This window comes from Streptomyces sp. NPDC045967 (genome assembly GCF_056430495.1).
Genome location: NZ_JBWKLE010000012.1, coordinates 91,111 through 112,432 on the forward strand (window position 1 = coordinate 91,111; position 21,322 = coordinate 112,432).

A 21,322-nucleotide genomic window follows, 5' to 3' on the forward strand; every position below is an offset into this window, starting at 1 on the left:
GGTGGGTGAGGTACGGGTGGCGGTGCCGGGTGGGGCGGGCGCAAGCGCGGTCCCGCCCCTCCCGGAGCGTGTGGTCAGCCCCCGGCGGGGGCCGGTGCGGGCGCCGGTCCGGGCGCGGGCGCGAGCGGAGCGGGTGGCTGCGTGAAGTAGGCGGCCCTGCGCCGGTAGCGGGTCCACAGGGCTGCGGGGACGCCGAGGCAGATGACGGTCACGGGCAGTACGGTGAGGAAGCGCCCGTTCTCCGCATCGAAGGCCAAGTGGTCGACGGATGTCCACTGTTGGTGGGCGACCAGGCCGCCGAGCAGCAGCAGGGTGATGCCGCCGAGCAGCGGCAGCAGGCCCACGACGAGCATGTCGCGGACGCGGCCGCGCAGTTCGTGCCGGAAGGTGACGACGCAGGCGATGCCGCCGACCCCATACATGATCGAGACCAGGATGCCGACGGAGTTCACGACGGCGACCACCACTTCGGACAGCGAGCCGACCGCGAGCCCCGCGAGCGATACACCGATGGCGAGGGCCGCGATCCGCACGGTGGAGGTGACGGGCGTGCCCCAGGCGGGATGCAGCCGGGTCCAGCTCGTGCCGAGGACACCGTCGCGGCCCATGGCGAGCGTGAGCCTGGCCCCGGCGATGACGCTCGACTGCATGCAGGCAACGGTGGCGAAGAGCATCGCGGCGAGGGCGGCGGCCGCGCCGGTGGTGCCGTAGAAGGTGCGGGCCAGCTCGGTGACACCGGAGAGCGGGTCGGCGAGCTGCTCGGGCTTCAGGGCGTGCAGGAAACCGGTGGCCGAGAAGAGGAAGAATCCGACGGTGACCAGGATGGCGATGATTCCGGCACGGCCCGGTGAGCGGACCGAGGCCGACTCCTCGACCACCGAGAAGGCACTCTCCCAGCCCCAGAACATGTACGCCGCCATCACGGTCGCGCCGAGCAGGCTGAGGGTGTCGGGGAAGGCGAACGGCGAGAACCAGGAGGCGGAGACGGGGGCCGCGTCGCCCCGGGCGAAGGCGGTGATCACGAGGGTGGTGACCACGACCGCGGAGACGCCGAGCAGCAGGCTCTGCACGGCGGTGGCGCCCTTCACCCCGCGCAGCGCGCTCAGCACGATCAGGACGCTCCACGCCAGGCCGGTGGCGGTGACCGCGAGGGGGTTGTCCGGGGAGACGGCCCTGACGCCGGCCTCGGCGAGCAGCCCGAGGGTGAACTGACCGGTGAGCTGGCCCGCGTAGGACAGGAACAGGATGTTGGTGGCGACCGACGTCCATCCGATGAGGTAACCGGTCCACGGACCGAGTGCCCGCCGCACCCAGACGTACGCCGTGCCGCAGTTGGGGTCGCGGGCGGCGAGCCGGGCGTATCCCCCGGACACGGCCAGGATCGGCAGGGCGGCGAGCAGGAAGGCGGCGGGCATCGCCGTGCCGGCGAGCGCGGCGAGGAAGGCGAGGCCGATGCCGACGCTCACCGTGGGGCTGATGTTGGCCAGCGCGATGACCACGCCGTGCCGGGTGCTGAGGGTCTTGCGGAACGTGGCGGCGGGCGCCTCACCGGTAGCGGGTCTTCCCTGGTCCATGAGCAGCACTCCTCGGTTCTGGGTGCCCCGCAGACAACCGCTCGCCGCACTATTTTGTCAACGGTGTGGGAAAAAGATTTCCTCCCGGGCGGCGGGGCTTGCGGAAGCACTCCCCCGCCTGGTCTGATCACCCCATGGCAGTACGAGGAAGGGGCCGTCCCCCCAAGGTCGAGCTGGACCTGCGGATCATCGTGGACGCCGCGCTCGCGCTGACCGACGACGACGGCGCGGCAGGGCTCAGTGTGCGGCGGCTCGCCGCCAGGCTGGGCGTCGACCCGTCCGCCCTGTACCGCCACGTCAAGGACAAGGACGAGCTCCACCTCGCCCTGGCCGACCGCCTCTTCGAGGAGACCCTCGCAGGGTTCGAACCGGCGCCGGACTGGCGCGACACGCTGCGCGACCTCGCGCTGCGCACACGGGAGACCGCCCTGCGCCATCCCGGCGCGGCGGTCCTGGCCACCTACCGCACCACCCGGCGCCCTGCCGAGATGCGGATCGTCGAACACATCCTGGCCGCCTTCGGCCGAGCCGGATGCTCCCCGGCCCTGGCCGCCGTCCTGCACCGGGTCTACGGGGACTTCGCCCTGGCCTGGGCGGGGATGGACGCGGCATTCGAGACCCTGGACGGAGCCGCCCGGACGGGCGACGAACTGGCCTGGACCCGCGAGTACCCGGCGGCCGACCCCGCCGTCTTCCCGGCCATCGCCCGCAGTGTGGCCCACATGTCCCGGCTGGACGGGACGACGGTGTTCCTGGCCGCCCTGGAGACCTTGCTGGACGGGCTCGCCGTGCGCATCGCGGCGGAGTCCGCGGGCGGGCGCCCCGCCTGATCCGGCGAACGGCCGGTACGGCGGCCGGCGTTGCGCGGCCGCGCTGATCACCCGTCGCCGAGGAAGCACCTGTCGGATCGTCCGCCAGGGGGATCCGGGTGTCAGCGTCGCAGTGCCGTACAGAGCGTGAGTCCGTGGTGGTGGCGCAGCCGGTACAGCTCCCAACAGGACAAGGCCGTCACCGTGACGGGGCGCCGAGGATGAACACCGTCCGGATGCCCGCCGGGGCTCGGCCGTAGGTGCCGGTGATCACGTCCAGGAGCGCCATCTCCCACACCAGGACGCCGGCGAGGATCGGCGCCAGGACCTCGTGGATGTCAGCCGTGCGGAAGACGTGCACCAGCGACAGGCCGATGCCGTAGAGGGCGAACGCGATCGACCACAGGCACATCACGACGATGACGGTCTTCCCGGGTAGTCCCACGACGTCCCGCAGTCCCGCCGTCTCCGGGGCCATGGTGAGGGCGCCCGTACTCTTGGACACCATCATGGCCACTACCGAGCCGAGCGGGCGCACGGCCCGGCGCAGGTACACCCGACGCAGCCCGTTCCGCGCGGCCGCCACGAAGGCGCCGACCACCACGGGGAAGGTACGGAGGAGGACCAGGACGGTGGACCGGCCGGCGTTGTAGGTGACCATCAGGCCCACCCCTGTCCCGGTGGGGGGACGGGCGGAGGGTAGGGGTGTCCCGGTGGGGGGTCGCGCCCGCCGCGGCACCGTACCCGCCGCTCATACGCCGCACCCCCGATGTCCTGCCCCGTCCAGTCCAGGCATTCTCTGAGTGCGACGCCGCCGGCATGCCTGGTCGGGCCACGTCGTACCGTCATGCCGCCCGGGCCCGTCGTCATCGTCTCGTCTGGCTGGCGCCACTTGGACGGCACTCCGTGCAGGAGTTCGGTCCTGGGAACCGCGGGTAGCGGGGGCTGGCCCTACTCCCGATCGGCCGGACAGCCGGATGGCCCGGTGGGTCCCGTGTCGGCGACGGTGGGGCGGTACCCGGCAAGTCGCCTACAGAGAAGGCAAGATCGTGCGCATTGTCACGGCCACCGCCGTCGCCCTGGCCCTCGTCGGCGCAGCCGCGCCGGCCGCCACCGCCCACCAGCCGGCCACCGACGGAATCTGGCGCACCGACGGCTACGGCACCGTGCTGTCCATCCGGAACGGAACCCTTCAGGAGTTTCAGACCACCGCCGTCAGCTGCATCGCGGGCGACACCGCGCAACGGACCGGCCCCGGCGCCTACACCACGCCTGGACGCACCGTCCTCACCGTGCGCACCCGCGGGGACCACGACCGCGCTTCCGTACGGCTGGACGGCGACGTCGGCGAACGGAACCTGCGCCGGATGACGGAACTGCCCGACGCCTGCACGCCTTCCGCCCCCGCGGGCCCGCTCGCCTCCTTCGACGTCTTCTGGCAGTCCTTCGAGGAGAACTACCCCTTCTTCGCCGCCAAGGGCATCGACTGGCACGCCGTACGCGACCAGTACCGGCCCACGGTCCACGAAGGGACGACCCCGGACGAACTCTTCGCCGTCTTCGGCAAGATGGTCGAGCCGCTCCACGACGCCCACGTCGCCGTCTTTGACGTCGACGGCGACGGCGACGGTGACCCCGACCGGGCCGTCGCCCAGGTCCGCCCGGGCACCGTCCGGCCCGACAGGAACCTCGACGCCAAGGCCAAGAGTTTCATCGTCGAGCGCGACCTCAGGGACGCCCGGAACCTCCAGGACTTCGCCGCCGGGCGGATCACCTACGCCGACCTCCCTGGTGGGCAGGGCTACCTGCGGATCTCCGGCTTCGGCGGCTACGCCGGCAGCGGGGCCTCCTACGCCGCCGAGCTGGCCGAGCTCGACAAGGCGCTGGACACGGTCCTCAGCCAAAAGCGCACCCGCTACCTGAAGGGCCTGGTCATCGACCTGCGGATCAACGGCGGCGGCTCCGACGCCATGGGGCTCCACATCGCCGGACGGCTGACCGACACCCCCTACCTCGCCTACTCCAAGCGGGCCCGCAACGATCCCGCGGACCCCACCCGGCACACGCGCCCCCAGCCCCTCTACGTCACGCCGGCCCAGGGCCCGCGCTACACCGGGCCGGTCGCCGTGCTGACCGGCGGCTCGACCGTCAGCGCGGGAGAGACCTTCACCCAGGCCCTCATGGACCGGCCCGGCCGGACCGTGCGGATCGGGCAGCCCACGCAGGGCGTCTTCTCGGACGTCATGGTGCGCAAGCTCCCCAACGGCATGTCGTTCTGGTTGCCGAACGAGGAGCTGCTGACCCGGTCGGGCAGGACCTTCGACGGCGCGGGCATCCCGCCGCACCTCACCGAGCCGGTCTTCACCCCGGAGGAGTTCGACCAGAACAAGGACTCGGCCTTCGACCGGGCCGTGAGCGTCCTGCGGGACTAGGACGGCTCCTCCGCGGGCGGCCCGAGCCGTCGCACGCCAGGTGGCTCCTGGTCAGCCCACCTCGGAACCGACCGGGAGCCGGGATCCGGGAGCCCCCTTGGACGCACGTACCCGGGCGCCTGTTCCGCGGGAACGTGCCGTTCAGACGTGGGCGGGGCCTGGCCCCCGCGTGGTGCGTGAGCCAGGCCCCGTCCGGAGATGGGGGTCAGCGCTCGGGCGTATCGGTGCTGCCGTACGAGCGACGGGCCGCGTCCGCGGCCTTGTCGGTCTGCGCGTCGTACTTGTCACCCGTACGCTCATCGATCAGCCGCTCGGCGCGCGAAACACCCTTGTCGGCCTGGTCCGGGTGGCCCTTGGCCATCTCCTTGGCCTTGTTCGCCATGTCTCCGAGCTTGCCCATGAGTACCTCCCACGAATAGCGCGTGCGTCGTACGCTGGCGCCCCTACCCACTGGACTCCCGGCTACCCCCCTCACTGGAGGACTCGCAAGTGAGCGGACGCCTCCCCGGGTCCGCTGTGCGGAACGAAGCGGGCTGATCAGGCGGGGTTTCGCCGGCATCACGGCGGAAACCGGATGGTGCGCGGATCGTGGCGAGGCCGGCCCCGTACGGGCGAAGCAATCGCCGTTTTCGAGACAACCGCGCGGGCTGTCTGGGATCATCACACTTCTCCGAAGCCTGCAGGGCACCCCGATGACGGGCGCCCGGCCCCCGGCCCGGTGTCGGCCATGACCGACACCGGCGCCAGCCGGGCCGCTGACGGAGAGGTGAGGCATGTCAGGAGTGGCGACACCGACCTCCGCCGGTCGGGCGGCGCTCTGAGGGTCTCGTGATGGAATGGGCCTGTCCGGTGCCGGCTCGGCGCGGATCTTCGCATTCCCGGGGCGGGGCCCCGGTCCGCATCGAGCTGTGAGGGGTCGGCGTGACCGCAGGAGAGCTGGACGACGAGTGGGCCCGTCGGCCTTCCGGGCGCGAGGGGCAACCCGCCGGGGCGATGACTTTGACGCATGTCCTGGTGGCGGCGGAGGCCGCGGCGCCCGTGGAGTCGCTGGACGTGGTCGCGCGCATGCTCAAGGACCACCTCGGGGCCGCATCGGTGTCGTTCCTGATCACCGACTTCACCGGCGCTTCGGTCGTTCGGCTGGGGGCCGCGGGCAGCGTCGACACCGGTGAGCCGGCCCGTCGCATCCCGCTGCGGGGCACCCTGTACGACGACGTGATCCGCAGCCAGCGCCCGCGCGTGGAGCAGCGGGGCGGCGGTCAGCTGGTGCGGGTCGTCGCGCCGGTGACCAACCGCGGGGACGCCATCGGGCTCCTGGAGCTGTTCCTGGCCGCGCCACCGGACGCGAACGCGATGCGGGAGATCGGCGAGACGGCGCACGCGCTGGCGTACATCGTCATCGCCAATCGCGCCCACACCGATGTGTACCAGTGGGGCCGCCGTACGAAGCCGTTGAGCCTGGCCGCGGAGATCCAGCACCGGCTGCTCCCGGCATCGCTGGCGTGTGAGGCGGCACAGTTCGCGGTCGCCGGGGCGCTGGAACCTGCCGAGCACGTGGGGGGTGACACGTTCGACTACGTGATCGACCGGGACACGGTCCAGCTCTCGGTGACCGATGCCATGGGCCATGACGTCGATGCCGCGCTGCTGGCGACACTCGTGGTGGGCGCCCTGCGGCGGGCCCGGCGGGCGGGCGCCGACCTGGCGGAACAGGCCCGTCAGGCCGACCAGGCCATGCGCGATCACAACCTCAGGGGATACGTCACCGGTCAGCTGCTGCGCATCAGCCTGCTCGACGGCAGGGCCGAGTTCGTCAACGCCGGGCACCCCTGGCCGCTGCGGATGCGCGACGGGGAGGTGCAGGAGATCGTTCCGAAGATCGATCCGCCGTTCGGTCTCAGCCGCCACTACCCGCACGTCCCGGCCTACCGGACCCAGACCCTGGACCTGCTGCCGGGTGACCGGCTGGTCATGCTGACCGACGGCATGCAGGAACGCAACGCGGAGAGCCTCGACCTGCCGGACCTGATCGTCCGCACCCGCGACTTGCATCCCCGCGAAGCCGCCCGCACCCTCATCGGCGCGATCGTCGACGCCGGCCATGGCCACCTGGACGACGACGCGACCGTCATGTGCCTGGACTGGCACGGCGTCGCCACATCCCGGCGCGACGCCGCCACCGGCGCGGACCTCACCGACGCCTCGGAACCCTCGAGGCGGTAAGGGTCCGCGCCCGTGCGGTGACGGCGGCCGCATGCCGGACCACGCCGTCACCGACGGTTCCACCGCTGCGGCATCAGCGGACGACGAACCTCCGTCCTGGCCACCGGCACGCGTACCGGTGGCCGCCGGGCTCCGTCCCGCGCGCCCGGCGAGCGGGCCGGTCGTGGCCACAGCCGCGCCACGGACCGGTAGAACCGGTCCGGGAGGAACACGGCGTCCGCGGCGATCATCACACACGAGAAGAGCGGCAGTCCCATCAGCACCGCGATCCCCGCATGGAGGCCCAACATCGTAGCCAGCACGGGGTACTTGAGCCTGCCGAAGAGGACGAACGGGAACGCCACCTGGAGCAGCACCGTCAGGTAGCCGGCGACACGGTGACCACCCTGCTCCGCGACCCGTGGAACCGGCGCCGCCGCGCCCCCTGCGCCTGCGTCGCCGTCCGTCTGCGAGCGTCCAGGGACCAGCGGCGGCCGCAGGCGGTGAACGCGAGGTAGACAGACATCAGGAGGATGAGGTTGTCGCCTCCGTCCGTCATGAAGATCGCCCGGGCGTGGAAGGACGCCACCACGACGGCGAACAGCACGGACACGGCCCTGGTCCGCCAGCCCAGCATGAAGAGCACGGAGGTCAGCAGGGCGCCCGCATAGCAGGCTTCGAAATAGGCCCGGCTGTCGGAGAGGGTGAGGAGGCTGATCCATCCGGTCTGGTCGAAGAGCTGCCGGGCCAACGCGGGCGTCCACGGCGAGCCGGGACCCCAGATCTCGTCGCGGTGCGGGAACTCGCGCAGCAGGAACACGCAGTAGAACAGTCCGTAGCCGATACGGAGGACCGCCGCGGCATAGAGGGATACCGGCCGCTCGGTCAGCAGGACGAGGAGGAGACCCGCGCGGTCGGCGAGGCGCGGACCTGCGAAACGGGCCTGACCGCCGGCCGTCGTCGGTTCAGTGGGCTCCACGCGGGGTCACCTTCCACCAGGGCAGGTACCGGATATCGGCGGGTGCGGCGGTCGCGGGGCCCCGGTGGCGGGCGGTCACCGTGCCCGGGGGCCGATGGGCCGTGTCGTCACCCGCAGCTGGAGCGAGTCGAACGGCTCGCGCCGGTGGGCGGCGACGCGTTCCGCCGCGATGTTGCCGAGGTAGGTCCGCATCATCTCGGCCCGTGCCGAACGCGGCCGGTCGTCGGTGCCGAACGCCTCGAGGTAGGAACTCCAGGCCCGGGGCAGCATGTTCTGCGCCGTGTGGCTGGGGAAGGGCTGGTGCTCGACGGCGGCCCAGTCCGCGGCGCTCAGGTCGAACCAGCCGCTGAGCTCCACGGTGCCCTCCGGCGTCGTCCGGCCAACCCGCACCGAAATCTGCCGGTTGACCGACTCCGGGTCGGGGGCGAAAAGACGCCAGTTCTGCTCGAACAGCGGGTAGACCCACGCGTTGATCGGCCGACTGTAGAGCTGGGAGACCGCGTTCGGCGGCGCGACGTGGAGAAAGACGAGGAGTACGTGGGTCAGCGCCGTGGCGAGGCAGAGCACGACGACGGCCATGACACCGGGGTTCAGCGGCCGGCGGGGCTCCGGATCACCGCCGGGCGCGGGCCGTCCGCCGCCGCGGTCCTGAGGTGCCTGACCGGACGCGGAGCGCTCCGGTTCACTCGCGCCTGCTTCCTTGAGATCGCTCAGCACGGCCCCACCCGGCCTTCCCGTCGAGACTCTTCGTGTGTCCGGTTGTCCAGCTCCAGGGGGCGGCGTGCGGTGGATGTGGTTCCGCCGCACGCCGCCGTCCGTCATGCGCAGGGCCCGATGGTCAGCCCGTCAGACTGGGCTGCGCGGTGCGGGGGGTGCGCTCATGCGCCGCGGTGTCCCCCGGGCTCGTCGTGCTCCGCGTGATGGTCGTGCCGACCCTCGTGACCCTGCTCGCCGTGGTGGTGGCCGGGTCCATCGTGCTGCCTCCCCGGACTTTCCCGCCCGCCGGGGACGGGAACGGACCGCGAACACCCACCGCACCACCGGCGTACGCATCGAGCCCGATCCGCGTCCGGTGGCCGCAGAAGGACGCCCCCCACTGACCCGGCTGCAGCACGGCCCCCGACGCGGCTGGACCCCGACCCCACCCCCGGGATCGGGGCCCAGCCGAGTCCACTGCCCCTTCAGGGGGTGCGTCAGCCGCTCAGACCACGCGCGACGACCTGGGTGTGCCGCCGGGCAGGCGGGCGCGGCCCGGGCTCGGCACGGCCGGGCCGCACCCACGGCTCACAGCGTGCGGGTCAGGCGGTCGGTGAGCAGCCGGGTGAAGCGGGCCGGGTCGGGCAGGTCGCCGCCTTCGGCGAGGAGCGCGCCGCCGTACACCAGTTCGGCGATCTCCCCCAGTGCGGGGTCGTCGGCGTTGGCCTCGTGCGCCGTGCGCAGGGCGGTGATCAGCGGATGAGTGGGGTTGAGTTCCAGGATCCGCTTGACGGTGGGCAGTTGCTGTCCCGTCGCCCTGTACATCTTCTCGAGGGTCGGGGTCATGTCGTGGGCGTCGCCGACGATGCAGGCCGCCGAGGTGGTCAGACGCGACGACAGACGGACCTGCTTGACGTGCTCGGACAGGGTGGTGGTCAGCCACGTCAGCAGGGCGGCGTGGTCCTGCTCGCGCTGGGCCTGCTCGGTGTCGGCGCCCTTGTCGCCCTCGCCCGGCTCGTCGAGGTCGACCTGGCCCTTGGCGATGGACTGCAGTCGGTGGCCGTCGAAGGCCGGGACCCGTTCGACCCACACCTCGTCGACGGGGTCGGTGAGGATCAGGACCTCGTAGCCCTTGGCCGCGAAGGCCTCCATGTGGGGAGAGTTCTCCACCATGGCGCGGGACTCGCCGGTCAGGTAGTAGATGGCGTCCTGACCGTCCTTCATGCGCTTGACGTATTCGCGCAGCGTGGTGGTCTTCTCCGGGTCGTGCGTGGACGCGGCCGACACCAGCTCCAGAAGCGCCTCGGTGTTGTCGGTGTCCTCGATCAGACCTTCCTTCAGCACCCTTCCGAACTGCGTCCAGAACTTCTCGTAGCGCTCGGCGTCGCCCGCCTGCATGTCCTTGATCGCGCCGAGGACCTTCTTGACCAGGCGTCGGCGTACGCCGCGGATCTGGCGGTCGTGCTGGAGGTTCTCCCTGGAGATGCTCAGGGACAGGTCGTGGGCGTCGACGACGCCCTTGACGAAGCGCAGGTAGTTCGGCATCAGCGCTTCGCAGTCGTCCATGATGAACACGCGCTTGACGTACAGCTGCACACCGCGTGCGGTTTCGCGGGAGAACAGGTCGAACGGTGCCTGTGAGGGGATGAACAGCAGCGCCTCGTACTCGAAGGTGCCTTCGGCGCGCATGTGGATGGTCTCGGCCGGCTCGAGCCAGTCGTGACTGATCTGCTGGTAGAACTCGTTGTACTCGGTCTGGGTCACCTCGGCGCGCGGTCGGGCCCACAGGGCCTTCATCGAGTTGAGGGTCTCGACGCCCGAGGTGGTGGAGCCGTCGGTGTCGGCACGTTCCGCGGCCATCCGGATCGGCCAGCGGATGAAGTCGGAGTACTGCTTGACGATCTGGCGGATCTTGCCCTCGGACAGGTAGTCGGCCAGCCCGTCCTCGCTGTCGGCGGCCTTGAGGTGCAGGGTGACCGAGGTGCCCACGGGAAGGCCGTCGACCGCCTGAAGGGTGTAGGCGCCCTCGCCGTCGGACTCCCACTGGGTGCCGGACTCGGTGCCGGCTCGCCGGGTTCGCAAGGTGACCTTGTCGGCGACCATGAAGGCGGAGTAGAAGCCGACACCGAACTGCCCGATCAGGGTCTGAGCGGTGGCGGCGTCCTTCGATTCTCTGATCTTCTCGAGCAGGCCGGCGGTGCCGGACTTGGCGATCGTGCCGATCAGCTCCACGAGATCGTCGCGGCTCATCCCGATGCCGTTGTCCCGGACGGTCAGCGTGCGGGCGTCCTTGTCGATCTCCAACACGATGTGGAGGTCGTTGGTGTCGACCTCGAGGCCGGGGTCGGTCAGCGACTGGATCCGCAGCTTGTCGAGTGCGTCGGAGGCGTTGGAGATCAGCTCGCGCAGGAAGATGTCCTTGTTCGAGTAGATCGAGTGAATCACCAGTCTGAGCAACTGGCGGGTCTCGGCCTGGAACTCCAGCGTCTCGACACTGCTAGCCACTGAGGGGCTCCCTTCCTTGCGGAAACAGAAATGAACGGATAGGACCGACTCGACCCGGTCGGTCACGCGGACGCGGCACGGCGGCATCGGGGACCTGCCGCCGGGCGGAGGGTGCGGTGGCCGTCTCGGAGCGGCAGGGCCGTCGCGGCACGGCGAAGCGGTGCAGGGCCCCGTGCGTAGGCACTGGACGAAGCCGGCTGATCGGCCGGGTCCATGGAGCCCTCCCCCGGGATGGTCGTCATCATCGCGACGACGTCGTCATTGTCATCGAACGGATGACATGATACCTCGGGGTTCACGCGGCGTGTCGGCAACCGCTCGAAGCCTGCTGAAGGCCCTTTTCACGGCGCGCCCCTGCCTCCCTTGCCACCTCGGCGTCGGTGTCGAGAAGGGGTCGGACCGTGCCGAAGTCGATCAGCACCCCGCCGTCGGTGGGGGCGAACAGCCTGCCCCGCGCGGACGCGCGGCCCGGCACGCAGGGCGGCGCAGGACCCGGGTGGCAGCGGCGGGAGACGGAAAGGGGCCCCGGCCGACCGGGGGGGGTGGGTCGGCCGGGGCCGCGCCGGTCGGCGGGGGGATGCCGGCCGGCGTCTGTGGACGGAGTCGCACGGGGCGGGCGCTTCGCAGCGGCCCCGCGGACTCCGGCCTGCCGATCCTCGCAGGGGAATGCGAGCCGGGTCCGCTGGACACGCACCTTTGCGGATCCGGTGCGGTCGCTATGCGCTGCCGCCCGCCCCTGCCGGGTCAGCGAACGGACGCCGCGAGGGCGGCGGTGTCCGTCTCGTACGGTGCGAAGCCCGCGTTGTTCTTGCAGCCGAGCTCCTCGTAGGTGTTGACCCTGGTCTCGGGGTCGGTGCGGGTCAGCCGGAACTTGCAGGCGCCCTTGATGTAGCGGCCCTTGACCCCGCCGGGGAAGTCGATCTCCTTGTTCCAGAGGTAGGGCGAGCTGTAGTCGTTCAGGCGGGCGGTGGCGTTCACGTCGATGCCGCCGGGCGCGTGGATCTCGTAGACCCAGCCGACCCGGCCGCTGCCGTAGGTGGCGAACTTCTGGGCGACCCACTTCTCGCAGCTGGTGCTGAGGTGCGCGCTGTTCTGCCCCCCGCCCTTGACGATGTACTCGGCGAGCGGGGTCACCTGCTCGCCCCGGGGCGTGAAGCCGGTCTCGAAGATCTCCTCGACCGTCTCCCGGGTGTCACCGCGCCACAGCGCGTTGACGTCCGTGCGCCACTGCCACCGCTCCTGCGCCGCTGCCGAGGCGACCGGGCGGGCGATGGTCGGGTTGGTCGTCGTGCGCCACCAGTCCCAGGCGCGGTAGTCGATCGTCGGGCCGCAGGGGGTGGTCAGTTCGTCCGAGGCGGAGGCGACAGTCGTGCCGGCCGCGGCCGCGGGGGCGACGGCGGCGGCGGAAAGGAGGGAGAGGGCGGCGAGCACCCGCAGAGCGGCTTGCAGCATGGTGGGGACCCCTCAGTCGATCAACGTGACGGGCCCCATTTATAGGGGCGGGTTCGAGGGCTGCCCGGGCGTGGTGGACCGGGTCCACCCGTGCGGGTGGATCAGTCGTACCGGAGAAAGGATCCGTCACCCCGGCTGCGGTCCGGGGCGGGTTGCGACCGCCGCGACGGCGGCGGTGACCGACACCGCCACCAGTACGGCGAACAAGGCCGGGTGTCCGCCGAGCGGCACGGCGACGGCCGTGCCGGCGAACGGGGCGAGGGCGGCCGCGGTCTGGGCGGGTGCGCCGAGGAGTCCGGACAGGCGGCCGTAGTGGGTGGTTCCCCACCGGCCGGTGACGGCGGTCGCCTGGAGGAGGGTGAGGTTGCCCCGGACCATCCCGGCCAGGACGGCCAGGACGACGAGCAGCGGATGGGGCCCTGGAACGGAGGCGAAGGCGGCCGTCGGGAGACCGACGAGCCCGACGAGGGCCGTGGTGCGGGTGACGGCGCCGGTGTGGCGGGCGAGGGCTGCGTAGAGGGTTCCGAGCGGTGGGACGCCTCGACGTGGTTGCCCCGTGGCGGGACGTACGGGTACGTCCCGCCACGGGGCACGCCTCAGCGGTTCTTCTTCGGTTGCTCCGCGTTGCGCCAGATCGTGAGGTCCAGCGTGATGTAGGTGCTCGGGTCGTTCTCGCCCGACCTGCCGCGGTACGTCGCCACCGCGATGTGGCCCGCGTCGCTGAGCACGCACACCTCCGACCCGTCCGTGAGCTGGTCGAGGCCGATCTTCTCCGTATAACGGGTTTCGGCGCGGCAGGTCTCCAGCGACCCCTTCTGCGAGTTGTTCAGCACCACCAGCCGGCCGTTGTCGGTACCGAGCTTCGTGTCGCCGAAGAGGCTGTCGCGGTAGAAGTAGAGGTCGCCGTGGTTGTACAGCACGCCGGCACTGCCGCCGGAGGCGGGCCGCGGCGGATGGTCGGCCAGCATGAGCTGGTAGTTGGCCGTCAGATCGACGCCCTGGTAGGACGCGGGGGCCGGGTCGGTCCGCTGCCCGCTCTTGCTCTGGGAACCACTGGGGTTCGCGGAGGCCGCGGCGCCCCCGCCCTTGTCGTCGGAGCCGTCCGGCAGCAGGGAACCGATGACCGCGAGGCCGATCACCGCTGCCACGACGGCCCCGGCGATGATCAGCCCCTTCGGCTTGCGCTGCGGCGGGGGCGGCGGGAAGCCGGGGTGGTGGGAGGGCGAGGTGTGGAAGCCGGGCCCGTATCCGGGCGGAGGCGTCTGGTAGCCGGGCTGGGGCCGGTGACCACGCGGAGGCGCCTGGTGGCCGGGCGGCACCGCGCCCGGAGCGGCGGGAGCGGTCGGTGCGTACGCGGGAGCGGCGGGCGCGCTCTGCGTCGGCGCGGTGGCCACGCCGAAAGCGGTCGGCGGGTACGGCGGCGCGCCCTGCGCCGGCGCCGGCGCCGGCGGGGAGACCTCGGTGGGCGAGGGCGCCACGGCGGGCTGCGGCGGCGGGGTCTTCGCCGGTTCGGGCAGCCGGAGCCGCTCGGTGATGGAACCGGCGACCTCCCGGGGCAGCCAGTCCTCGCCCTGCCGGAGCGGGTCGGGAGAGAGGTCGTGGCACATCTGGATGACCTCGGTCAGGGTGGGCCGCTCCGCCGGATCGCGGCGGAGGCACCGCGTCACCAGCGGCCGCAGCTCCGCCGGCAGGGCGCTGAGGTCGGGCTCCTCGTGCACGATGCGGTAGAGCACGGCGTGCGAGGACCCGTCGCCGTAGGCGGGCGCGCCGATCGCCGCGAAGGCCACGATCTGCCCGAGGGCGAAGATGTCGGTACCCGCGGTGATGGTGCCGGCGGAAGCCTGCTCGGGGGCCATGAAAGCGGGCGTACCGATGCTGACGCCGTTGCCGGTCAGTGAAGTGGCGTCCGCCGCGCGGGCGATGCCGAAGTCGATCACGCGAGGGCCGTCGCCGGCCAGGAGTACGTTCGCGGGCTTGAGGTCACGGTGGACGATGCCGGCGCCGTGGATCACGTGCAGCGCCTCGGCGACCCCGACGGTCAGCAGCAGCACGCTGCGCTGCGGCAGCCGCCCGTGCCTGGCCACGGCGTGGGCGAGGGAGGGACCCGGTACGTAGGCCGTCGCCAGCCAGGGCTGGGAGCCCTCGGTGTCGAAGTCGATGACGGGCGCGGTGTAGAGGCCCTGCACCCGCTGAGCCGCCCGTACTTCCTGCTGGAACCGCCGCCGGAACTCCGGGTCCTCGCTGAATTCGGGCCGGATGACCTTGAGGGCGATGGGGCGGCCGCCCGGCGTGTAGGAGAGGTACACCTTCCCCATGCCGCCTGCGCCCAGCACGGCGGTCAGACGGTAACCGCCCACCGTCGCCGGGTCGCCTGGCCCGAGCGGCTGGAAAAGGTCCGCAGAAGGTGCGCTCATGAGAAATCCCCGCTGTCACGGCAGTACAGTCCGCCGATGCCCCGTAACCAACCGCGAGGGTATCCAACTTCGCGGCTGCCGACACGGCGGGGCCGCATCCGGTGACCCGGTCGTCCCCGCGGAGCGGCGGCAAGGTGTCTCGGCGCACGCGTGTGTGCCGTCGCTCGGGGGAACCAAGCCCCGGACCGTCATTCGTCACGTCGATGATGGGCGGTCCCCGAGATGCGCACGCCGGCGCGCGCACCACCCTGTGAACCAGGCCGTGCCTGACGGAGGAACGCCGCAGCGGAACGGACGGCGAGCGGTTCGCCATCTGTCCCACCACCCATTGCCGTCAGGGCCTCGATCCGAAAAACGAACGAGGGAAGGAAGGTGAATGTGCCGGTTCCAGGGGTAGGTGGCGGGCATGGCCGAGACCCTCAAACGCCCCGTTCCACCCGCTGGTGCCAGCACGGAGATCACTTGTGCCTCGGCCCGTCGCTCGGCGGCCAGGGTTCTCGCCGAAGCGGACGTCTCGCCCGAACGCGCCGATGACATCCTGACGGTGGTCTCCGAGCTGGTCACCAACGCCCACCGCCACACGGGCGGCGTCACCGATTTCAGCGTCGGCATCCGTGCCGGGGTCATCGTCGTCGAAGTGTCGGACTCCTCAACGTTGTTGCCTCAGGAACAGCCCTGGGCGCCCGATCAGCCCGGCGGCTTCGGATGGATGCTCACCAAGCGGCTCGCGGACAGCATCTCGATCGATGCCACGCACGACGGCAAGACCATCACCGCCCTGTTCGCCGCCCGAACCTCCTGACGCGACGGCCGGCTCCTCGCGCGGCAGCCTGCCGGCGGAAGAGGCCCGTCAGAGCCGTGGGGACTTCACGTGTTCAGGGTGTGGGACGGGCTCGTGTTGTAGGCCTTGCGGTAGGCCGCTGCGAAGCGGCCCTGGTGGGCGAAGCCCCAGCGCAGGGCGATGTCCTGCACCGTGGCCGTGGTCGGATCCGCGGCTTTGAGGTCGGTGTGCGCACGGGCGAGGCGGACGCGCCTCAGGTAGGCCAGGGGTGTCGTCCCGGTGTGGCGGGCGAAGGCGTACTGAACGGCGCGGGGGGTGACGGGGATCGCGTCGGCGATCTCGCTGAGTCCGATGTCCCGGTGCGCGTTGTCCTCGATGAACGCGACGGCGCGGGCGAGGGTGTCGTTGCCCCCGTCCCGGGAGTCGATGGAATCCGGCACTCCGTGCAGGGTGTTGGGCAGTGCCGTGAGGGTCGCGGCGGCCACGTGGCGGGCGGCGGAGGCCACCAGCAGCGGGGATCCCGCGGCCACCGGATCGGCCAGAACCGTGTCCCGCAGATACGCGACGGTGGTGCCGAGGAGCCGGTTCGCGGCCGGGCTGACGGCCCGCTGTCCCGTGAGCCGCACCGGCTGGGGCGAAGCGGGGCCGGCTTGTCCGAGCAATACCGGGTCGAACATGGTGATCGTGTAGCTCGCGGAGCGAACGGCGCCGGTATAGGGCTGATCGGGCTGGGCGACCAGGAACGTCTCCCCCGGCCCGAAGACCTCCTCGCGCCCGCCGGTGGTGTCCACCAGCGTCCCGGAGTGCATCGTGATCAGGCAGACGCGGTGGAGGCAGCCCGCGTCGTAGGCCATCTCGTAGCCGAAGCGGAGCCGGTCCACGATCACATCGTCCGTGGCGTTGCGCACGATCCTCGCTCGCGTGTCGTCCGGCCGGCCCCCGATCTTCATCGGCGTGTACGCGGCCGACAAGAACTCCTGCGTCGCATCGAGGTCACCACTGCTGAACCGCATGGTCCGCATCGACCCTGCCCCTCCCACTCCGCGCGGGAACGTCCCCGGCCCGATACCACTGCCCCCGACGCTACACACTCCGCGGACCGGACGAGGACCCAGGCCCGAACCGCCTCCACCAGCCCGTGGCAGGCCGCCGCCACCAGCCCGCGGGAGGCCCCGGAAGGTCTTCCCCCACGGGCATCCCCGCACGTGGGCGGCTTTCCGCACGCGGCACGCGCCGAGACCTTCCCGGCGGCGGGCCTCCGCGCGGATCGGCGGCGTTTTGGTACGAGCAGTCGGTTCGCCGGGGCTCGGTCGAGGCGGCAGCGCCAGTTTGATGCAGAACGCCCAGCGAGCCGCGCAGCCGTCCGGGGGAACGCCGCGCCAGGATGGGGAGGCCCCGGGGAACCTCGCCCCGGGCGGGAGGAGAGCGCATTGATCACCACGAACGTCCAGCGTCACGGCACCGTCCTGGTCAGCGTCACCGGGGCCATGGACGCGAGCGTGGGCCCGGCGCTCCAGCGGGCACTGGACGGCGTCACCGCCGACGAGCGGGACCTCATGGTCGACCTGCACGGCGCGCAGCGGATGGACGTCGACGGCCTGCTGCACCTCCTGGCCCTGCACCGGCAAGCGGAGAACCTCGGTCTGCGCGTCCTGGTCGTCGGGTGGCAGCCCCAGCCGCAGCAGCTGATGGCCGACGTCGCAGGGATCCGCGGACGCCACGCGGCCACCGGCGAGCGGTACACCGTGCCGGGGTTTCGCCGGCTGATCGAGGAACGGGCGCAGCGCGCCCGAAACCTCTCCGATCTCGAGGCCGACTGGCGTCAACCGATCGAACCGGGCCCCGCGTCGCACCGGTGATCGCCGACCGACAAGGACACGAAGACCTCCGTGCGGTGCGTTGCCGGACAGCTCCGACGGCAACGGAGGTCTTCGCCGTGTCGGAGACCCGACGAGCGTCAGCCATGCCGTCGACCACGACACCTAGTGCCACATCAGGCACACGCACCCCGTTCTTGCCGGACGAGTGCGGATCTCGCGGGGCGCGCAGTCCGGCGGGGCGCATCCTCACCTGATCTTCGAGAACCCTCCCGCGCTGCCCCATGAGGTCGTGGCCGAGACGTGGGAGCGGGGCCTGGGTGACCGCTCGCGCGAAGGCGAAGCGGCGGGCGTTCTGGTCGGCATCGCCTTGAGCGGCGACGACCGGGAGTTCGTCGAGCGCTGGTGCTTGGAGGTCGGGACGCGCGCCGTGCGGGGCAGCCCGCTTCCGGGGCTGGCCGGCCTGTGCCTGGGCCATACCGCTCGACGTCTGGCGCCGCTGCCGGTCGGATGACGTAGCGGCGGCTCATGCCCGCCCGGCCGTGCGCGCCGTTCGCCGAGCGCCTGGGCGGGTCCGCCCCTGCCTCCCGCCGTCGACGCGAAGCGTGGCGTGCGGGAGCGGCGGGACCGGGTAACGTCTTTGTCATGTTCTTCCCGACACCGATGTACGAGTGAGCCCGTGACGGGCCCCTCTGACATCCCTCGAGGTCGTCCGTCCTCCCACCGGTAAATCCTTGATCACTTCACATCAGCACCGGGAGAACCCGTGACCGACAGCAAGAACATCAACAACCCCGTGGGCCAGGGTGGCGGCCCGCGCAAGAAGCTGTCCCGCGCCGAACGGCAGAACAACGGTCCGCACCGCAACCGCGACCGCCAGGGCGCCGCCGACCAGAAGGCGGAGCTGGTGCGCAAGATGCGTGAGAAGGCAGCCGCAGCAGCGGGCGCCGAGCAGGCGGGCGACGACACAGCACAGAACTGACGCACCCCCGCCGCAGGGCGGGACACACGGCAGGGCCCGGACCGCGACGCGCGGCCCGGGCCCTGCCGTCGTATCGGGGCCCTGCCTCCGTATCGGGCACAGGCCGTCCCGCCCAGCTCCTGCCCGATCACCCCCGAGGCCGCCGGATGCCACCGGGCACCGCAGGGGCGGGCCGCGGCCTCTGCTCTGCAATGCCTCGTAGCGGCAACCGGCCGCTCCGTTCATCAGCCCACCCCTTGCGGGTGAACAGACGCCGACGAGCAGACGACCGGGATGAGCCGACTGGAGACTGTCCGCGGGACACATCGGGAGACTGTACGCAAAGGCGGATGACATGACGGACGGCGTGGTACTGCTGGCCTTGCGTGAGAACCCGCTCGGTGGTGGCGCCGACGGGGAGCAACTGCAGCGGATCGGGAAGGAGCTGGAGAACCGGGGCCTGACGCTTCGGTGGGCGCGCAGCGCGCGGGAAGCGCGTGCCGTCCTGCACACGGAGACGGCGCTTTCGGCGGCGGTGGTCGCCTGGGACCTCCAGCCGGACGCGGCCGGTCAGTCGCCTGAGGGAGGCGGGGCCGCGGTACTGCGGCAGATTGAACGGCGCTTCAAGGACCTTCCGGTGTTCCTGGTGATGGCGGACGACTCGGATCACGATCTCGAGAGGCTGCCCCTGTGGGTGTCGGAGACGGTCGTCGGCTACATCTGGGCCCTGGAGGACACGCCTGCCTTCATCGCCGGCCGGGTGGCCGCCGCCGGCCGCGCCTACCGCAAGGACGTGCTGCCGCCGTTCTTCAAGGCGCTGCGCCAGTTCGACGACGCGCACGAGTACTCCTGGCACACGCCCGCCCACGCGGGCGGTGTCGCGTTCTTGAAGTCCGCGGCCGGGCGGGCGTTCTTCGACTACTACGGCGAGCGCTTGTTCCGCAGCGACCTGTCGATCTCCGTCGGCGAGCTCGGCTCGCTCTTCGAGCACAGTGGCCCCATCGGCGAGGCAGAGCGCAACGCGGCCCGGGTCTTCGGCGCCGACCGGACCTACTTCGTCCTGCACGGGGACTCCACCGCTGACCGCATGGTCGGGCATTACAGCGTCACCCGCGACGAGATCGCCCTGGTGGACCGCAACTGCCACAAGTCGGTCCTGCACGGGCTGGTCATCTCCGGTGCCCGACCGGTGTACCTGGTCCCGACCCGCAACGGCTACGGCCTGGCGGGCCCCCTGCCGCCGACCGAGATCTCCCCGGCGGCGGTGGCGGGCCGGATCGCCGACAACCCGCTTGCGGTCGGGGCGGTGTCACCCGAGGCGAAGTACGCCGTGCTGACCAACTCGACCTATGACGGCCTGTGTTACGACGCCGTGCAGGTGGCCCGCGCTCTCGCGCCCAGCACGCCCCGGCTGCACTTCGACGAGGCGTGGTTCGCGTACGCCCGCTTCCACCCCCTCTACGCCGGCCGCTACGGGATGGCCGTGGGCCCCGACACCTTCGACGGGCCGCTGCGTCCCACGGTCTTCGCCACGCAGTCGACGCACAAACTGCTCGCGGCGTTGTCGCAGACGGCGATGGTGCACGTGAAGTCCGCGCCCAGGGCGCCGGTGGAACACGAGCGGTTCAACGAGGCGTTCATGATGCACGGCACGACCTCACCGCTGTATCCGGCGATCGCCTCCCTGGATGTGGCGACCGCCATGATGGACGGCCCGCAAGGCGAATGGCTGATCGAGGAGGCCATCACGGAGGCCGTCCGCTTTCGGCAGGCCGTCGTGCGCACCGGCAGGCGCATCACCGCCGCCGGTGACCGGCCGGCCTGGTTCTTCGGGGTCTGGCAGCCCGACACCGTCACCGACCCGGCCACCGGCGAACGCCTCGCGTTCGCCGACGCCCCGGTCGCGCTGCTCGCCCGGGAGGCGAGCTGCTGGCACCTGGAACCCGACGCCGCGTGGCACGGGTTCGCCGAGCTGACCGAGGGCTACTGCCTGCTGGACCCGGTCAAGGTCACGCTGACCTGCCCCGGTGTCACCGCCACCGGCGAGACCGGCGAGTGGGGCATCCCTGCCAGGATCCTGACCGCGTATCTCGCCACCCGCGGGATCGTCGTGGAGAAGACCGACACCTACAGCACCCTCGTCCTGTTTTCCATGGGCATCACCAAGGGCAAGTGGGGCACCCTCATGGACGCGCTCATGGACTTCAAAGCCTTCTACGACGACGACGCGCCACTGCACCGCGTCCTGCCCGCTCTCACCGGCCGGTACCCCCGCCGCTACGACGGCACCACCTTGCGCGACCTGTGCCAGGACATGCACGAACACCTCACACGTGCCGAACTGATCACCGCCCTCGACACCGCGTTCCAGCGACTCCCCCGGCCCGTCGCACCACCGCAGCAGTGCTACCAGCAGCTCATCCGGGAAGGCACCCGGCGGATGCGCCTTGCGGACGCCGCCGGTCACACCGCCGCCGCGATGGTCACCGTCACGCCCCCGGGGATCCCCGTCCTCATGCCCGGGGAAGCCGTCGGTGCCCCCGACGGTCCCCTCCTGCGCTACCTCAAGGCCCTGGAGGCTTTCGACCGGCACTTCCCCGGCTTCCACAGCGAGGCCCACGGCGTCACCATCGACCCGGACACGGGCGACTACCTCATCGAATGCGTCCGCCCGGCCGCGGGATAGCACCGGACGCAGGG

At 71.5% G+C, this 21,322-nt stretch carries 17 protein-coding genes and 1 pseudogene; 8 read left to right on the forward strand and 10 right to left on the reverse strand.

Translation table 11 applies throughout. The annotated features are described in order from the left end of the window. Positions 1-74: 74 nt before the first annotated feature. On the reverse strand, positions 75-1,574 hold the full coding sequence (locus AC07FY_RS22590) for an APC family permease (protein WP_479008894.1): 1,500 nt from the start codon (positions 1,572-1,574) through the stop codon (positions 75-77). 134 nt (positions 1,575-1,708) lie between these two features. Here AC07FY_RS22590 and AC07FY_RS22595 point away from each other — a divergent pair, with 134 nt between their 5' ends. After that, on the forward strand, positions 1,709-2,404 hold the full coding sequence (locus AC07FY_RS22595) for a TetR/AcrR family transcriptional regulator C-terminal domain-containing protein (RefSeq protein ID WP_479008896.1): 696 nt from the start codon (positions 1,709-1,711) through the stop codon (positions 2,402-2,404). Positions 2,405-2,582: 178 nt separating this feature from the next. On the opposite strand, the gene AC07FY_RS22600 is transcribed toward AC07FY_RS22595, so the two are convergent. After that, a complete protein-coding gene (locus AC07FY_RS22600; protein WP_479008898.1) occupies positions 2,583-3,044 on the reverse strand; it encodes a hypothetical protein in 462 nt (153 codons plus the stop codon). Positions 3,045-3,432: 388 nt separating this feature from the next. Between AC07FY_RS22600 and AC07FY_RS22605 the strand changes: the two genes are divergently transcribed. Beyond that, on the forward strand, positions 3,433-4,815 hold the full coding sequence (locus AC07FY_RS22605) for a S41 family peptidase (protein ID WP_479008900.1): 1,383 nt from the start codon (positions 3,433-3,435) through the stop codon (positions 4,813-4,815). Between the two features lie 205 nt (positions 4,816-5,020). Here AC07FY_RS22605 and AC07FY_RS22610 read toward each other — a convergent pair whose 3' ends face one another. Further along, complete coding sequence (locus AC07FY_RS22610) at positions 5,021-5,215, reverse strand: antitoxin (RefSeq protein WP_479008901.1); 195 nt, start codon at positions 5,213-5,215, stop codon at positions 5,021-5,023. A gap of 593 nt (positions 5,216-5,808) precedes the next feature. Here AC07FY_RS22610 and AC07FY_RS22615 point away from each other — a divergent pair. Further along, the gene (locus AC07FY_RS22615; protein WP_479009085.1) at positions 5,809-7,038 is read left to right on the forward strand and encodes a PP2C family protein-serine/threonine phosphatase; all 1,230 of its coding nucleotides are present in this window, start codon (positions 5,809-5,811) and stop codon (positions 7,036-7,038) included. A gap of 358 nt (positions 7,039-7,396) precedes the next feature. Here AC07FY_RS22615 and AC07FY_RS22620 read toward each other — a convergent pair whose 3' ends face one another. From AC07FY_RS22620 to AC07FY_RS22645, 6 genes and pseudogenes are all read right to left on the reverse strand, one after another. Next, positions 7,397-7,996, reverse strand: a complete 600-nt coding sequence (locus AC07FY_RS22620) for a hypothetical protein (protein ID WP_479008903.1) — start codon at positions 7,994-7,996, stop codon at positions 7,397-7,399. Between the two features lie 75 nt (positions 7,997-8,071). After that, positions 8,072-8,713 carry a DUF5819 family protein gene (locus AC07FY_RS22625; RefSeq protein ID WP_479008905.1) on the reverse strand — a complete coding sequence of 214 codons (642 nt, stop codon included), beginning with the start codon at positions 8,711-8,713 and terminating at the stop codon, positions 8,072-8,074. A 567-nt stretch (positions 8,714-9,280) separates the two neighbouring features. Then, on the reverse strand, positions 9,281-11,197 hold the full coding sequence (htpG, locus tag AC07FY_RS22630; RefSeq protein ID WP_479008907.1) for a molecular chaperone HtpG: 1,917 nt from the start codon (positions 11,195-11,197) through the stop codon (positions 9,281-9,283). Positions 11,198-11,941: 744 nt separating this feature from the next. Continuing rightward, entirely contained in the window at positions 11,942-12,649 is a 708-nt protein-coding gene (locus AC07FY_RS22635) for a scabin-related ADP-ribosyltransferase (protein WP_479008909.1), read from the reverse strand. A 126-nt stretch (positions 12,650-12,775) separates the two neighbouring features. After that, a pseudogene (locus AC07FY_RS22640) lies at positions 12,776-13,171 on the reverse strand (MFS transporter); the annotation flags it as partial. Positions 13,172-13,245: 74 nt separating this feature from the next. Next, positions 13,246-15,063, reverse strand: coding sequence for a serine/threonine-protein kinase (locus AC07FY_RS22645; RefSeq protein ID WP_479008911.1), 1,818 nt, complete (start codon positions 15,061-15,063; stop codon positions 13,246-13,248). 406 nt (positions 15,064-15,469) lie between these two features. Between AC07FY_RS22645 and AC07FY_RS22650 the strand changes: the two genes are divergently transcribed. Continuing rightward, positions 15,470-15,865, forward strand: coding sequence for an ATP-binding protein (locus AC07FY_RS22650; protein ID WP_479008913.1), 396 nt, complete (start codon positions 15,470-15,472; stop codon positions 15,863-15,865). Positions 15,866-15,930: 65 nt separating this feature from the next. Here the strand turns inward: AC07FY_RS22650 and AC07FY_RS22655 are convergent, their stop codons facing one another. Beyond that, positions 15,931-16,866, reverse strand: a complete 936-nt coding sequence (locus tag AC07FY_RS22655) for a helix-turn-helix transcriptional regulator (RefSeq protein ID WP_479008915.1) — start codon at positions 16,864-16,866, stop codon at positions 15,931-15,933. Between the two features lie 408 nt (positions 16,867-17,274). Between AC07FY_RS22655 and AC07FY_RS22660 the strand changes: the two genes are divergently transcribed. The 4 genes from AC07FY_RS22660 to AC07FY_RS22675 all read left to right on the forward strand — a co-directional run bounded on the left by AC07FY_RS22660 (position 17,275) and on the right by AC07FY_RS22675 (position 21,308). After that, positions 17,275-17,703: an STAS domain-containing protein gene (locus AC07FY_RS22660; protein WP_479008916.1), complete on the forward strand. Its 429-nt coding sequence runs from the start codon at positions 17,275-17,277 to the stop codon at positions 17,701-17,703. Positions 17,704-17,953: 250 nt separating this feature from the next. Then, on the forward strand, positions 17,954-18,175 hold the full coding sequence (locus AC07FY_RS22665) for a hypothetical protein (RefSeq protein WP_479008918.1): 222 nt from the start codon (positions 17,954-17,956) through the stop codon (positions 18,173-18,175). A 252-nt stretch (positions 18,176-18,427) separates the two neighbouring features. Beyond that, the gene (locus tag AC07FY_RS22670) at positions 18,428-18,643 is read left to right on the forward strand and encodes a DUF6243 family protein (protein WP_479008920.1); all 216 of its coding nucleotides are present in this window, start codon (positions 18,428-18,430) and stop codon (positions 18,641-18,643) included. Between the two features lie 334 nt (positions 18,644-18,977). Further along, entirely contained in the window at positions 18,978-21,308 is a 2,331-nt protein-coding gene (locus AC07FY_RS22675) for an Orn/Lys/Arg family decarboxylase (RefSeq protein WP_479008922.1), read from the forward strand. Positions 21,309-21,322 lie beyond the last annotated feature (14 nt).

Coding starts and splice junctions, on each gene's coding strand:
- AC07FY_RS22655 (WP_479008915.1), bottom strand. CDS start 16,866: ATGCGGACCATGCGGTTCAGCAGTGGTGACCTCGATGCGACGCAGGAG.
- AC07FY_RS22675 (WP_479008922.1), top strand. CDS start 18,978: ATGACGGACGGCGTGGTACTGCTGGCCTTGCGTGAGAACCCGCTCGGT.
- AC07FY_RS22650 (WP_479008913.1), top strand. CDS start 15,470: ATGGCCGAGACCCTCAAACGCCCCGTTCCACCCGCTGGTGCCAGCACG.
- AC07FY_RS22635 (WP_479008909.1), bottom strand. CDS start 12,649: ATGCTGCAAGCCGCTCTGCGGGTGCTCGCCGCCCTCTCCCTCCTTTCC.
- AC07FY_RS22590 (WP_479008894.1), bottom strand. CDS start 1,574: ATGGACCAGGGAAGACCCGCTACCGGTGAGGCGCCCGCCGCCACGTTC.
- AC07FY_RS22615 (WP_479009085.1), top strand. CDS start 5,809: ATGACTTTGACGCATGTCCTGGTGGCGGCGGAGGCCGCGGCGCCCGTG.
- AC07FY_RS22610 (WP_479008901.1), bottom strand. CDS start 5,215: ATGGGCAAGCTCGGAGACATGGCGAACAAGGCCAAGGAGATGGCCAAG.
- AC07FY_RS22595 (WP_479008896.1), top strand. CDS start 1,709: ATGGCAGTACGAGGAAGGGGCCGTCCCCCCAAGGTCGAGCTGGACCTG.
- AC07FY_RS22600 (WP_479008898.1), bottom strand. CDS start 3,044: ATGGTCACCTACAACGCCGGCCGGTCCACCGTCCTGGTCCTCCTCCGT.
- AC07FY_RS22645 (WP_479008911.1), bottom strand. CDS start 15,063: ATGAGCGCACCTTCTGCGGACCTTTTCCAGCCGCTCGGGCCAGGCGAC.